The following is a 13343-nucleotide window of genomic DNA, read 5'->3' as shown; positions in this document are numbered from 1 at the left end:
CTAGGCGCGCGGCCCGGTGGAGCCGCGATGCATCAGCTTGAAGGTGCAGACGTGATGGCGCACGAGCGGCTCCTTGCCGGAGCGGCGGTGACGCACGGACTCTCCGAGTATCTCGACCGCCTTCGACGCCATCTCGCTTATGGGCTGATGGATGGTCGTCAGCGGCGGCCACATGAGAGAGGCGATCGGCGTGTCGTCGAAGCCGGCGACGCTCAGTTCGCCTGGAACGCTGATCCCCAGACCCAGGGCGACGGCGGTGATCGCGGCAGCCATGTCGTCGTTGCTGGCGAACACGGCGCTCGGCCGCTCGGCCGGGTCTACCTCGAGCAGCTGCCTGCCGGCATCGAGCCCCGAGCGATAGGTGAACATGCCGTCGATGAGACGCGCGCGATCGATCGGGACGCGTGCCTCGGCCATCGCCGCCCGGAAGCCCTCCTCGCGGCGTAGAGCCGGTGAATGCCCGGGGTCGCCCCGGACGAACGCGATGTCGCGGTGGCCGAGCTCGATCAGGTGGCGCGTCATCGCGCGCGCGCCTTCGAAGTCGTCGATGAGCACCGCCGAGGAATGGGAGCGCGGATCGGCGGTCGCGAAACTCAGCGCGGGAATGCCGGCCGCCCACACGACGTCGAGCGCCTCGAGGGAATCGCACAGAGGCGGGGGAAGTATGATCCCGTCCGCCCCCATCTCGACGAGCTTGCGGACCGCATCCACGGCGTGCCTGTGGCCTGCGGCGGGTTCGACGATGATCTGCGTGCCGTCGGTTCCGGCCTGCTGGAACGCACCCATCAGGAAGTCCCCGAGGTTGGAGGACCGCGGGTTGCTGAAGAGGACGCCGATGCGATTGGTTCCGGACCGGGCCGCGCGGGCGGCCACGTTCGGCACGTAGTTCAGCTCCTCGACCGCCGCCTGCACCTTGACGCGCAGGGGTTCGCGCACCTTCGTTCCGTTTACCACGCGCGACACGGTCATCGATGAGACGCCCGCAAGCCGGGCGACGTCGTGAACGGTGACGGTCGACCGGCGCGTCGGCTGCTGGTCGTCCTTCGGCTTTTCGTCGGTTTCGTTCACCCGCATCCTCTTCCACTGCCGGTCGCCTTGCCCCGGACGCGTAGTCTATCCCCGAGAAGAAAACATCAGCCTCTCTCGGATCGGACGCTCCAGGACAGTGACCGACGAAGGTGGTCGGTTCGCCCGCTCACACCCCCGTTGCCAGGTCACAAATTCACTGATAACGATAACCGAAACATAGTCAAACGATCGTGGAAGAGGACGAAATTTGTGGCTGACGAGTTAGGAAGCCGGCGAAACTACGTCCTCCTCAGCGCCTTCATGTTCCTGTTCTTCTTCGCGCAGGCCTGCGCGATGTCGTTCCTGGCCATATGGCTGAAAGGGCACATCGGGCTGAACGGCGTCGAGGCGGGCACGGTGTTTTCCGCGAACTTCATCGCCGCGATGGCCTGCCAGCCGCTCTACGGATACGTCTCCGACCGGCTGGGACTCCGACGCCACGTTCCAGTCTTCCTCGCCTGTCTGGTGCTGATGTGCGGGCTGTTCTTCACTTTCGTCTACGCGCCCCTGCTGCGGTTCAACCTCGTCGCGGGCGCCGTGGTCGGGGGTCTCTATCTCGGACTCACGTTCGTCTCGGGCAGCTTCGCGCTCGAATCCTTCGTTGACCGCGTGGGTCGCAGGTATGGCTTCGAATACAGCCGGGCCCGCCTGTGGGGTTCGCTGGGCTTCGCGACCGCAGCCCTCTTCTCCGGCCGCCTCTACAACCTCGATCCCCGCATCAACTTCGTCCTCGCCTCGGCAGCGGGCCTGCTTCTGATCCCGATCATCCTCGCGACCCGGATCTCCGATCCCGCCGATGCGCCGGCCGCCCCGGCGCTGACGCCTAGGGAATCCCTCTCGGTGCTGGCCGACCGGAAGTTCTGGGGCTTCATGGTCCTGATCCTCGGGGTGACCAACCTCTACCTGGTCTATGACCAGCAGTTTCCCGTCTACTTCGCATCCATGTTCCCGACGCGCGAGGAGGGAAACGTGATGTTCGGCTACCTCAACTCGGCGCAGATCTTCCTCGAAGCGGCTCTGATGCTGGTCGCGCCGCTGATCGTGATGCGGACGGGAGCGAAGCGCGGACTGCTGCTCGCGAGCGCGATCATGGTGCTGCGCATCGGCGGATCGGCGCTCGCGACCGGGCCGCTGACGATCTCGGCATGCAAGATGCTCCACTCGGTCGAACTTCCCATTCTTGCCGTGTCGATCTTCCGCTACATCGCCTACCACTTCGACACGCGCTTTGCCTCAACCGTCTATCTTGTCGGCGTGAGCTTCGGCCATTCCCTGGGTCTGGCCGTCCTCTCTCCGCTGGTTGGGCGCGGCTATGACGTGATCGGGTTTCCCGCCACCTACGCCCTCATAGCCGGCGGCGCGCTCGTCTTCTGGATCGCCTCCTGGTTCGCGCTTTCCCCGACCCCGCGGACCGACGCGAGGGGGCGGCCGCTGGACGTTGCCGAACCTCCCCCGCCGGAGAGCGCTCCGGCGCTCGCCCAGCTTCAACCGGCCGCCGACGTCGCGCCCTTCAGACACTGATCCAATGACCAACATCATCCACGAACCCGTCCGCGATCGCGCTCGATTCGATGCCATCGCCATTCCTTCAGCCGAAGCTGTCGACGGTGCGGTCGACCGCGCGTTGGCGCGCGTCCAGCGAGCGCTGCCGCAGTTCACGCGTCGATATCCCGCGCCGTCCAGCGAAGGAGGCTTTTATCCGGCCATCGACAACGTCGAATGGACCAACGGCTTCTGGACGGGCGAGCTGTGGCTCGCCTGGCAGCTGAGCGGTGACGACGGCTATCGGGAAGTCGCGCTCGCGCAGGCACGCGATTTCCTCGACCGCGCCGAGCGACGCATCAACGTCGCCCATCACGACCTCGGCTTCCTCTACACGCCTTCGGCGTGCGCGGCGTGGTCGCTGGTCGGCGACGAGCCATCGCGCCGCGCCGGGCTGATGGCTGCCGAGCTGCTGCTCGAGCGGTTCGATCCCGTGTCGGGGGTGATCCAGGCCTGGGGCGACCTGAACGATCCGGAGCAGGCCGGACGGATGATCATCGACTGCAACCTCAATCTGCCGCTGCTTTACTGGGCGACCGCACTGACCGGCGACGGACGCTTCCGCGACGCGGCGGAGCGGCACCTGACGCAGGCGGCCCGCCATCTCGTGCGGCCGGACGCATCGACCTTCCACACCTTCCACATGGACACCCGCACGGGCGAGCCGTCGCACGGCACGACCCATCAGGGCTACGCCGACGACAGCTGCTGGGCGCGCGGTCAGGCCTGGGGCATCTACGGCTTCGCTCTCGGATATTCGCACAGCGGCCGCACCGAGCTGATCGAGCTCGCGGCCACCAACCCGGGAAAATCGAAGCCGAGCGACATCGACACGATGTCGGCGCCGCCGGCGCTGACCCAGTGGAGCGCATCGAAGACCATCGCGGAGTCGCCGAGACCGTCGTTGCCGCGTTGGACGAGCGGTGCGCGACATCCACACATGGAAGCGCAACGCCGGCGCGACGACCATCATCGACAAGCGGCCGACCGAGTTCGGATACGCCCTGCCGCGCGTCCTGAAGACCAACGTCACGCCGCCGTTCATGAAGGTGGGCAAGGAGACGCTCTACTGGCTCCCGGACGTGCTGCTTGTAGTGGAGAGCGGAAAGGTCGGGGCGGTCGCCTACGACATCCTCGACGTTCGGTGGCAGGATTCTCGGTTCATCGAGGATAAGCAGGTTCCGCCTGACGCGCAGATCGTGGGCCAGACGTGGAAGCATCCCAACAAGAGCGGCGGGCCGGATCGTAGGTTCGCCGACAACCGGCAGCTGCCGATCTGCCTCTACGAAACGATCCATCTGCAGAGCCGCAACGGACTGAACGAGCTGCTGCAGGTCTCGTCCAACGGTCGCGCCCAGGCACTGGCTTCGGCTGCTGGCCGACTTGCATCGGTGCTGGGTGCACCAAGCCAGACGCCGGCGCTGCCCCCGCTCTAAGGAGATAAAGCGATGGTGTTCAGCCTTTTCCGCCGCAGACCCGCCGCGGCCACGGCACCGGCCCCCGCTCCTTCTTCGGAAGCCGAGCATGGACCGGTGCCGCGCGCATCTGACGGGGCGGAGGCGCTGCCGAACTCGGTCGTGGCGCAGGCGGTCGGCCCCCTGCTCTGGCAGGACGTCGCGTATGGAATGACGCCCGACCAGGTGCGAGCGACACGCCCGGAGGCCATTCCTTCGGTTGACGCCAGAACTCTGGCCGACGGGGCGTCTAGCTTGCTTCGGATCCCGAGCCTGGAGCTCGCGGGCCACGACTATTCTGTGCACTTCTATTTCAGGAACGGTTCGCTGACGCAGGTGACGATCGCCACCAACGATCAGCTCATCCAGCCGGAGGACGGTTCGCGACAGGTGCGGCTCAACGAGGAGGTTAAGGGTGTCATGCGCCTCGATGTCGAGGATGCGGCGCCCGGACGGCCCCTTCAAATCGAGGACCTGAGCCGCATTCTGAGCTTCGATCTGATCGAGGAGGAGCTCGACTGCGGTCACTTCACGATCTTCTGGCGCGGCAACGGCTGGGCGACGATGTTCGACTTCCGCAACGGCCGGGCCCGTTGCGCGGAATTGCTGGCAAGTGCGCTGCAGTTCGTGGCGACGGCCCGGTTCTCCGTGGAGAGCGGGTTTGGCGCGCCCGCGGTCGACACGCTGTTCAGCGCGTGCGAGCTGCTGAGCAAGGTTCAGCTGATCCTCAGCCACAGCTCGGCCGGAGATTCGCGCAGCCACAAGAGCGTGGCGAGCGGCATCAACCTATGGACCAGGCTGGGAAACGGCGACGCCAACTTCGTCAGGCTGTTCAATCGGCTATCCAACGATCGGACGCGGGCGCGATACGATGCATCGGGGCATGCGGTGGTGCCGACGCTCGAGGAGGTCGAGCTCGCCGAGCGAGTCGGACGCGCGCTGGCCGACGAGGTCCGCCAGCGCGACTAGAGCCGTCAAGTGTAAAGGTGCAAGCTGACCTTCGCCTTCGGTTTGGCTGCGGTTCTCAAGAGACTTTCCCGCTTCCCGCGCGCGCTCGAGCGTGCGGATTACCGGCCGTCCCCGGCGTTGCTCGGGGGTGGCGAAACGGCCCCCTAAGGGCCGGTAAACTGCTGATCTTCGAAGCATCACGTCGAGCGACTCAGCCGCGGCGCGGTCGCCGGAGAAGGGCAGCGTCGAATAGCGAAGGAGGCGATTGACGCCCCGTCATGCGGAACGCCAGGCGTCGGCGATAGCGGTAACGACCTGTTCGGGCACCCAGTAGTGAAGAAGATGACCCTGCCCGCTCACCGTTCGCAACTCGGCACCGTCTATCTCACCGACAAGCCGCTCGCTGTGCTTTCCGACGTGCGCGATGAGATCGCCCTGGCCGGCCATGAGGATCACGGGAAGATCAAGTTCGCCATATCGCTTGCTCAGTCCGACAGCGCACGGGACCATCATCGCGGCGTCGGCCGCCGTAGCGCGGACCTGCGACGGACGCAGGGCCAGGGCCCTCGGGAAGGAAGCGAACTTTTCCGAGACTTCTGCGGGCGCGAAGCTCGCCTTGACCGCGGCCGGTCCGGTCAGGAGCGCGGTCAGTGGCGCTGTCGTGTTGGCGATGACGTCTCCCAGCAGCGGGATGGCCGGTATCGATGACGGCAGGACGTCCGGGCGGACGGTGCCATAATAGTATCCCGATAGCAGCACCAGGCCGGCGGTCGCCTCGCGGTGATCGAGAGCCATCGCGAGCGCGACCAGCGTTCCCCAGCTGTGACCGACCACGACTGCCGGCCCTACGCCGATCCGCCTAAGCGCTTTCGCGATCAGATCGGCCTGCGCTGCTGCAGTCCAGACCGTGGAACGCGGACGATCGCTGTGGCCGAAGCCGGGCCGATCGAACGCTATGACGCGGTGATGCTGCGCGGCCAGTTCGAGCACGCCGCTGAGCTCGAAGTCCTGCAGCATCGCGCCGTTGCCGTGGAGAAGCAGCACGGCGGGGCCGGAACCACGATCGACGTAGTGGAGCCTTACGCCATCGACTTCGACGAATTTCCCGGTCGGCGGAGAATCCGTCTCGGCGCGTCTTGCCCTCGCCCGGTTGAACACGCCGAGGGCCGCTAGCACTGCCACGCCGGAGCCGCCCGCGAGCCACTTCTTGTCACTGTTGATGCTGCGGAGCCAGGACGACTTGGATGGGGTAGTCCGCTCTGCTTGGCGGACAGACTTTCTGTTCGGCTTCTGTGTCATGCCGCCTCAACCGTTGTGCACTGCACAAAGTTTCTTTGATCGACGCCTCCGCGCCGTGGATCAACGCAGAGCGACGATGTTCCGACCGCGGCAGACTGATATCGATTGAGCGACCCGTGCGGGGGGCGCGACGGACGTTACCCCGCCATTTGCCGCGACAATGCTGGCCTCGCCCCTCCGGCTCGAGAGCGAGCAACGCGGTCCACCGAACCCGTCGACACCGGGCTCCGCCTTTCGGACTTCAGCTGTTTGGCGACTGGGGCAGGAGGACGTCCATCAGCGACGACGAAGCGCCCGGCGCGGCCCGGTAGATGATCGACCGGCTGCGACGCTCGGAGGTGGCAAGCCCGGCGTTGACCAGGATCGCCAGGTGGGCGGACAGCGTGTTGTGCGGAACGCCAAGCTCCTTGGCGATGTCGCCGGACGCCATGCCGACGTGGCCGGCGCGCTGCAGGCTGAGAAACGCGGAGAGGCGCGTCTCCTGCCCTAGCGCCGCGAACATTCTGACGGCCTCGGCTGGTCCCATATAGTGGGCATTAGCGCGCTGACTGGGTCAAGTCGAGCGACATCGTCACGCGTTAACCTCCTTTCGCGAATTTATCATTGCAATATTTCCACGAATACCGAAGTATCAGGTGGGACGCCGGGTTGCTGGGCGTCGGCTTGATGAAATCGGATCATAATCACGGGAGTTCGCGATGCAGCTAGCCATGTTCGCCGGTGCGGGATTCGACCGCCGCCCTGACCTCGACGTCGACGGCGCCGCCGTCTTCGCGCCGGCCGATCCGTTGGAGCCGGACGGTCTGGACGATCTGCCGATCGTCACCTCGCATCGTCGCCTCCAGCGGCTCGCGACCGTCTCGGCTGCGACCGGAGCGCGCTTCGCCGAGGATGGCATGGGCATCGATCCGGTGGACTGGCTGACGGCGCCGCAGGCGCTGTTCCGCGGCGCGGCCGCGATCGACGCTTGCCAGAACCACGACGGCTTCCTGCGCGCGACGATCCTCCACGGTCTGCGCCTCCGCCTAGACGCCGGGGCCGACGAGATGGACGAACTGCTCGAGGAAGGCGACGACGTCGACGACGACGGCTTCGACGATGAGGGCGAGCCCGTCCAGGCCGCCTCCGTAGGCGGCAGGCTCTTCACCTGTTTCATCGACGGGTTGGAATTCGGAAGGGAGCGTCGCGTCCAGGCCTTCTGCGCATCGGTCCAGCCCGACCCTAAAGCGATGCGCCGTCACCTCGCGCGCCGCTTCGGCAGCGCCTTGACGCGCGACCTCGTGATCGTCGAGGGGATCGACCTCGACCATCCGTCGGCCGGGGTCCTCGTTCCGGATGGGCTGCTGGGCGTGCTGGCCTTGGCGGAGAGCGAGCCGCAGGGGGAGTTCGGTCGCGGGCTGGACATCGTCCTCGAGCGGAGGTTCGCGGCGTGAAGCCCGCTTCGGGGAGCGCCGGCGATGGCGCCGTGGCGAGGGACCTGCTGTTCGAGGACGATGGCCGCGAATGCCCGGCGCATGGGCTAGCCGCGGTGGTGCGCCCGAACGCCGCCGGTTCCGGGTCGAGACGTCTATTCACCGCCATCCTCGACCTGGATGGCGCCGGCGATCGTCCGTCGCTCGCCTTCTGCGCGATCGTGTCCGGGAGCCGTCGCTCGTTCCTCGGGAGGCTGGCCGCCAGATATGGCGGCTGGATCGCGTCGGAGGCTGTCGTGACGGAAGGCGTGGACCACGCGGACTCCAGGGTGGCGGAGCTGGTCACGCCCTCGCTCATGGCGCTTCTGGACGAAGCGGCGAGCCCTACCGGCAGCGGGTCCGCCGCCGAATTCGACGTCACGATCGAGCGGAGGTTCGCATGAAGTGGGGACGTGACGCGGACTACGCTGCGGTCAGCGTGCCCGCCAACGCGATCGCGATCGCGCTCGACAGACATCCGCGCTTCAGGGTGCTTCGGCTTGCCGACGGCATGGGGCGGCGGACGATGCGCCAGAAGTCGCTGTCCGACCTGACGATCGCCGTGGTCGACGTCGAGACGACGGGCCTCGATCCCCGGACCGACGAGATCATCGAGCTGGGCATCCAGTGCGTGACGGTCGACGGCGAAGGCGAGCTCGTCTCGACGGGCGCGACGCGCAACTGGCTCGAGCAGCCGAGCGCGCCGATACCGCCGAAGATCACCAGGCATACTGGCATCACCGACGCGGACGTGGCGGGCCGGTGCATCTCGGACGGCGAGGCCTATGCGATGCTGGTGTCCGCCGACGCGATCCTGGCGCACAACGCGGGCTTCGACCGCCCTTTCGTCGACAGGCGGCTCGAGCTTCCTCCGCGACCGTGGATCTGCAGCCTGCGCGACCTCGACTGGTCGGGCCACGGGTTCGAGTGCAGCAAGCTCGGCTGCCTGCTGCATCGCTGCGGGGGCTTCCACGAGCCCCACCGGGCCTCCGACGACGTGCACGCGCTGGTGCGGGTGCTCGACCACCGCCTGGGCTCGGGCGAGATCGTCATCCGGGAGCTCATCAGGAACGCTTCGCGCCCGAACTGGCTCATCGAGGCGCCGGGAACGCCGTTCGCCATGAGCGCGGCTCTACGCGAGCGCGGCTACGCGTGGGACAAGGACCGGCGGCAGCGGTGGCGCTTCGTCGCGACCCGGGAGCAGTGCGAGGAGGAGATCGACTGGCTGGTCAACGACGTCTACGCCGGCTCGCGCGAGCCGATCGTCACGCGCAAGACCTGGCGCGAGCGCTACGCGCTCAGGTGACGACGGCGTCCTCGGCGTCCTCAGCCAGCGGCTGGCGGCAAGGCACGTTGCACGCGAATTCCGGCGGTGTCAGCGGCCGGCCGCCGTCACCATTCCGTCGTGTGAGTCGGCCGGCTGCTCGCTCGGTTTCGGACCGAGGCGTTCACTGTGATCGATGAAACCAATCGCGACCCCTGTTCCATCGCTCTGCCGGATGACCCATATGCCGCAGTGCAACAAAGGAGCGAAAATGTCACTCATCGGAACCGAGCTCAAGCCGTTCACCGCGCAGGCCTACAAGGACGGGAAGTTCGTCACCGTCACCGACGCCGACGTGCGCGGGCGGTGGGCCGTCTTCTTCTTCTACCCTGCCGACTTCACCTTTGTCTGCCCGACCGAGCTGGAGGATGTCGCGGACAACCACGACACCTTCGCGCGCATGGGCGTGGACATCTACTCGGTGTCGACCGACACGCACTTCAGCCACAAGGCGTGGCACGACGCTTCGCCGGCGATCGGCAAAATCCGCTTCGCGATGCTGGGTGATCCGACCCATGCGCTCGCGCGCAACTTCAACGTGCTGCGCGAGGGACAGGGTCTCGCCGACCGTGGAACGTTCGTCGTCGACCCCGACGGCGTGATCCAGCTGATGGAGGTCACGTCGGAAGGCGTGGGCCGCAACGCGATGGAGCTGCTGCGCAAGATCAAGGCGGCGCAATACATCCGTGCGAACCCTGGCCAGGTCTGCCCCGCGAAGTGGGAGGAGGGCGCCGAGACGCTCGCTCCCTCGCTCGACCTCGTCGGCAAGATCTGAACGATCGCGGGGCCGGTCTCCCGCCGGCCCCGCATCACCGAATTCCCCTGGAGTCCTCCCGTGCTCGACGAATCTCTCAAGTCCCAGCTGAAGGCGTATCTCGCCAATCTGCGCCAACCGGTCGAGCTCGTGGCCTCGCTCGACGAGGATGCGAAGTCGCGCGACATGTGGTCGCTCCTCAACGAGATCGCCGAGCTTCACGCCGACGTGTCGGTCGTCAGGAGCGACGATGACGCCCGCCGTCCGTCGTTCCTCATCCGTCGCGTCGGCACCGAGGTGGGCGTGCGCTTCGCGGGCATCCCGCTCGGCCACGAATTCACTTCGCTGGTGCTCGCCCTGCTTCACGTCGGCGGTCATCCGCCGAAAATGTCCGAAGAGGTTCAGGCCGCGATCCGGGAGCTTCCCGGCGACTACGAGTTCGAGACCTATTTCTCGCTCACGTGCCAGAACTGCCCGGACCTCGTGCAGGCGCTCAACGCCATGAGCGTGATCAATCCGCGCATCCGCCACACGTCGATCGAGGGCGGCCTGTTCCGCGGAGAGATCGAGGCGAGGCAGATCATGTCGGTGCCCTCCGTCTTCCTGAACGGCCAGCCCTTCGCGCAGGGCCGGATGGACGTGGAGCAGATCCTCGCCAAGCTCGACACGAACGCCGACGCGCGCGCCGCCGAGAAGATCGCCGCGAAGGAGCCTTTCGACGTGCTGGTCGTGGGCGGCGGCCCTGCGGGGGCCGCGGCGGCGATCTACGCCGCGCGCAAGGGCATCCGCACGGGCCTCGCGACCGAGCGGTTCGGCGGTCAGGTCCTCGACACCCTGGCGATCGAGAACTTCATCTCGGTCCAGCGCACCGAGGGGCCGAAGCTCGTCGCCCAGATGGAAAGCCACGTCGCCGAATACGGCGTCGACGTGATGACGCTGCAGCGTGCCGAGGCGCTCTTTCCCGCGCGCAGCCCTGGCGGTCTCCACGAGGTGAGGCTCGAGAGCGGCGCGACGCTGCGGGCCCGCTCGGTGATCCTCTCGACGGGGGCGCGCTGGCGGTCGCTCGGCGTGCCGGGCGAGGACACCTATCGCAACAGGGGCGTGACGTATTGCCCTCACTGCGACGGTCCTCTCTTCAAGGGCAAGCGCGTCGCTGTCGTCGGCGGCGGCAACTCGGGCGTGGAGGCCGCCATCGACCTCGCGGGCGTCGTCGCCCACGTGACGCTGCTCGAGTTCGGCGATCAGCTTCGGGCTGACGCCGTCCTTCAACGCAAGCTCCGCAGCCTGTCGAACGTCACAGTGCTGCTGAACGCGCAGACAACCGCCATCGACGGTGACGGCGGCAAGGTCGATGGGCTGACCTATGTCGACCGTGCAGCCGGCGAGACCCGACGGGTGCACGTCGAGGGCGTCTTCGTGCAGATCGGGCTCGTGCCGAACACGGACTGGCTGCGTGGCGTCCTCGACCTGTCGCCGCATGGGGAGATCGAGGTCGACGCGCATGGTCGCACCTCCGTCCCGGGCGTGTTCGCCGCGGGTGACGCGACGACCACGCCGTTCAAGCAGATCGTGATCGCGATGGGGGAAGGTTCGAAGGCGTCGCTGTCCGCGTTCGACCACCTGATCCGAATGCCGGCGAGTTCGGAATCCGAAGCGGCCTAGGAGGTGGCGAAGGGTTGCGCGGCGTGCCGACGAGGACGTGCTCGCCCCTTCCCTCCAGGCTTTCGACGCCGCAGTCGTTGCGCGCGCCGCAGCTAGGCCTGCCATCACGGCCAGGTAGTCGAAGGTATCGCTGATCCCATCGGGCAGCCGGTCGATCAACGGCAGCGTTGGAAAGCTGTGAGCGGTCAGCGCTGGGTCGAAGTCGTAGGTTCAGCGGAGCGTCGACGAAGCGACGATAGGGTTTGGGCCCGAGCATGCCCACCGCTGGGACTCGGTCGGGCGACAACCACGTCCCGCGGATTCCGCAGTGGGGCGGCGATTCATCTTGGTTCGACGAGTGCCTTGAGCGCCTCGCGCAGTCGGCTCGCACGTAAAGGCGGAGCCGGCGGCGAGGTGTCTGACTGGGCGAGCGTCGCCACGAGAACGGTTGCGCGCGCACGAGCGCGATCGATGGTCTCCGGACTGAGCTTCCCGATCACGGTCAGATAGTCGACTGTCTCCCCGATCCGGTTGGATGCGGGATCGATCGAGGGCAGCGATGGGAAGCCGTGGGTCGTCAGCGCCTGGTCGAGGGTCGCTAGTTCCAGAGGCATGTCGAAGAGGCGACCGTAGGTGTTGGGATGAAGCAGCGCCCGGCGGACGGACGCCGTCCGGCGCGACAGCCATGCCAGCGGCAGCCTTTCTGGTCGCTGTTCGAACGAGAGCGAACGGCGCACGATCCAGTCGCCGATCGTGATGCCGACGATGAGCGTGGATGTCGCCAGCACCCACTTGTCGAGGATGAGGGCGTCGACCGAGGCGATCGCGGCAGGTGCCTTGGTGAGGAGGCTGCTGAGACCCAGGGCGTCGACGGCGCTGTCCAGGTTTCGCGCGATCACGACCCCGGCGACCACTTGAAGCGCATTTCGCGTGCGAGACATGTACCGAGCATGGCAAATTTCCTATAAGGGATCGTGAACTCTGCTTTTGAAAGCGGTTGGGCTTCGCCCGGGTGGCCTGCGTTCGTCTCATCCCGTCTCAAGAAGGCTGAGATGGCCGCTTTCCGAGCGAAGCCGGGATCTCTCAGCCACCGGAGAAGTGCGCCAGGAAGCCGATTCCGACAGCGACGGCCGCCAGGCCGATGAGCGCGGTCACGCAGCCGATAACCCGATCTGAACGAAAGACCGGCAGGTGGCTCCTTCCGCAACCGGAGCCAATGAGAGCTCCGCCGATGAGGGCGATGAAGAGATGAAGGAGCTTCTGGACGGTCTGACGGCGTTCGGTTCGGGGCTGGACGAGACCGCGCTCGGCGCTCTTCTCGGAGTCACGTTCACCTGCTTTGTCGCGTATGCCGGACATGTGGTCACTCACTGGGGTGCCAGGTCCTCGCTCCGGCTGGCCGTAGCGGAGAAGCGTGCGATCCTGGCCGTCCGGGGGCTCGCGCGCGATGCGGCCGGCACCGGTCTCGAAGGACGGCTTGTCAACCTCGGTCCGACCGTCGCGAACCGCGTCCGCCTCGAGATTGACGACGACGCTATCTCGCTTGGTGCGATCGGGCCGGGGGAGACGATTGACTTCCGGCTCGCTCCCTCCGTGGTCGACGGCGCTCTGCTGCGGCTGAGCTTCCGCGACTTCGTCGATCGCCGCCGCGGCGACGCGTATCTCGTCTCCGATGCTAGCGGGACGATCCGCTTGAAGCCGGCTTCCTTTCTCCGCAGGTTGCGCCGGTGAGGCGGCAAGGAACACGCGGGCGTCGGACGATTGGGCCGTCGTCACGGAAAGGACGATGGCGGTCAGGCCGTGCATTTCGATCTCCTTGATGCCGACGCATCATCGCTCTTGCCTGCCGCGCGCGGAGTGAG

Annotated in this window: 14 protein-coding genes; 9 read left to right on the top strand and 5 right to left on the bottom strand. The window is 66.8% G+C overall.

The genetic code is table 11. The features are described 5' to 3' along the window. The gene (locus ACFSC3_RS08090; RefSeq protein WP_380939900.1) at window positions 1–1068 is read right to left on the bottom strand and encodes a LacI family DNA-binding transcriptional regulator; all 1068 of its coding nucleotides are present in this window, start codon (window positions 1066–1068) and stop codon (window positions 1–3) included. Here ACFSC3_RS08090 and ACFSC3_RS08085 point away from each other — a divergent pair. From ACFSC3_RS08085 to ACFSC3_RS08070, 4 genes are read left to right on the top strand one after another with little or no spacing between them, the layout of a single operon-like run. Then, window positions 1000–2589, top strand: coding sequence for an oligosaccharide MFS transporter (locus ACFSC3_RS08085; protein ID WP_380939899.1), 1590 nt, complete (start codon window positions 1000–1002; stop codon window positions 2587–2589). The two genes, ACFSC3_RS08090 and ACFSC3_RS08085, sit on opposite strands and share 69 nt — an antisense overlap. Window positions 2590–2593: 4 nt before the next feature. Beyond that, window positions 2594–3784, top strand: coding sequence for a glycoside hydrolase family 88 protein (locus ACFSC3_RS08080; protein ID WP_380939898.1), 1191 nt, complete (start codon window positions 2594–2596; stop codon window positions 3782–3784). A gap of 25 nt (window positions 3785–3809) precedes the next feature. Continuing rightward, window positions 3810–4046 carry a hypothetical protein gene (locus ACFSC3_RS08075; RefSeq protein WP_380939897.1) on the top strand — a complete coding sequence of 79 codons (237 nt, stop codon included), beginning with the start codon at window positions 3810–3812 and terminating at the stop codon, window positions 4044–4046. Window positions 4047–4058: 12 nt separating this feature from the next. Next, window positions 4059–5033, top strand: coding sequence for a hypothetical protein (locus ACFSC3_RS08070; protein WP_380939896.1), 975 nt, complete (start codon window positions 4059–4061; stop codon window positions 5031–5033). A 255-nt stretch (window positions 5034–5288) separates the two neighbouring features. On the opposite strand, the gene ACFSC3_RS08065 is transcribed toward ACFSC3_RS08070, so the two are convergent. Next, window positions 5289–6311, bottom strand: a complete 1023-nt coding sequence (locus ACFSC3_RS08065; RefSeq protein WP_380939895.1) for an alpha/beta fold hydrolase — start codon at window positions 6309–6311, stop codon at window positions 5289–5291. Between the two features lie 241 nt (window positions 6312–6552). After that, on the bottom strand, window positions 6553–6813 hold the full coding sequence (locus ACFSC3_RS08060) for an ArsR/SmtB family transcription factor (protein WP_380939894.1): 261 nt from the start codon (window positions 6811–6813) through the stop codon (window positions 6553–6555). Window positions 6814–7021: 208 nt separating this feature from the next. On the opposite strand from ACFSC3_RS08060, the gene ACFSC3_RS08055 reads away from it, so the two are divergent. From ACFSC3_RS08055 to ahpF, 5 genes are all read left to right on the top strand, one after another. Beyond that, a complete protein-coding gene (locus tag ACFSC3_RS08055; protein ID WP_380939893.1) occupies window positions 7022–7744 on the top strand; it encodes a hypothetical protein in 723 nt (240 codons plus the stop codon). Then, a complete protein-coding gene (locus ACFSC3_RS08050; protein ID WP_380939892.1) occupies window positions 7741–8166 on the top strand; it encodes a hypothetical protein in 426 nt (141 codons plus the stop codon). The genes ACFSC3_RS08055 and ACFSC3_RS08050 overlap by 4 nt, the downstream gene beginning before the upstream one ends. Next, window positions 8163–9068, top strand: a complete 906-nt coding sequence (locus tag ACFSC3_RS08045; protein WP_380939891.1) for a 3'-5' exonuclease — start codon at window positions 8163–8165, stop codon at window positions 9066–9068. Before ACFSC3_RS08050 ends, ACFSC3_RS08045 begins: the two co-directional genes overlap by 4 nt. Window positions 9069–9297: 229 nt before the next feature. After that, window positions 9298–9861 carry an alkyl hydroperoxide reductase subunit C gene (gene ahpC / locus ACFSC3_RS08040; protein WP_380939890.1) on the top strand — a complete coding sequence of 188 codons (564 nt, stop codon included), beginning with the start codon at window positions 9298–9300 and terminating at the stop codon, window positions 9859–9861. Between the two features lie 60 nt (window positions 9862–9921). Next, window positions 9922–11502 (top strand): alkyl hydroperoxide reductase subunit F, encoded by a 1581-nt coding sequence (gene ahpF / locus ACFSC3_RS08035; protein ID WP_380939889.1) that lies wholly within the window; start codon window positions 9922–9924, stop codon window positions 11500–11502. A 320-nt stretch (window positions 11503–11822) separates the two neighbouring features. On the opposite strand, the gene ACFSC3_RS08030 is transcribed toward ahpF, so the two are convergent. Both ACFSC3_RS08030 and ACFSC3_RS08025 read right to left on the bottom strand, forming a co-directional pair. After that, window positions 11823–12395 carry a hypothetical protein gene (locus tag ACFSC3_RS08030; protein ID WP_380939888.1) on the bottom strand — a complete coding sequence of 191 codons (573 nt, stop codon included), beginning with the start codon at window positions 12393–12395 and terminating at the stop codon, window positions 11823–11825. 169 nt (window positions 12396–12564) lie between these two features. Further along, window positions 12565–13287, bottom strand: coding sequence for a hypothetical protein (locus ACFSC3_RS08025; RefSeq protein WP_380939887.1), 723 nt, complete (start codon window positions 13285–13287; stop codon window positions 12565–12567). Between the last annotated feature and the right edge of the window lie 56 nt (window positions 13288–13343).

It is taken from the genome of Sphingomonas floccifaciens (assembly GCF_042681125.1).
Taxonomy (GTDB): domain Bacteria; phylum Pseudomonadota; class Alphaproteobacteria; order Sphingomonadales; family Sphingomonadaceae; genus Sphingomonas; species Sphingomonas floccifaciens.
This window is presented reverse-complemented; position numbering and strand designations above follow the sequence as displayed.

What these genes read in the sequence shown, in the direction of transcription:
- ACFSC3_RS08070 (WP_380939896.1), top strand. Translation starts at nt 4,059, where the DNA reads ATGGTGTTCAGCCTTTTCCGCCGCAGACCCGCCGCGGCCACGGCACCG.
- ACFSC3_RS08060 (WP_380939894.1), bottom strand. Translation starts at nt 6,813, where the DNA reads ATGTTCGCGGCGCTAGGGCAGGAGACGCGCCTCTCCGCGTTTCTCAGC.
- ACFSC3_RS08045 (WP_380939891.1), top strand. Translation starts at nt 8,163, where the DNA reads ATGAAGTGGGGACGTGACGCGGACTACGCTGCGGTCAGCGTGCCCGCC.
- ACFSC3_RS08080 (WP_380939898.1), top strand. Translation starts at nt 2,594, where the DNA reads ATGACCAACATCATCCACGAACCCGTCCGCGATCGCGCTCGATTCGAT.
- ACFSC3_RS08025 (WP_380939887.1), bottom strand. Translation starts at nt 13,287, where the DNA reads ATGCACGGCCTGACCGCCATCGTCCTTTCCGTGACGACGGCCCAATCG.
- ACFSC3_RS08055 (WP_380939893.1), top strand. Translation starts at nt 7,022, where the DNA reads ATGTTCGCCGGTGCGGGATTCGACCGCCGCCCTGACCTCGACGTCGAC.
- ahpC (WP_380939890.1), top strand. Translation starts at nt 9,298, where the DNA reads ATGTCACTCATCGGAACCGAGCTCAAGCCGTTCACCGCGCAGGCCTAC.
- ACFSC3_RS08065 (WP_380939895.1), bottom strand. Translation starts at nt 6,311, where the DNA reads ATGACACAGAAGCCGAACAGAAAGTCTGTCCGCCAAGCAGAGCGGACT.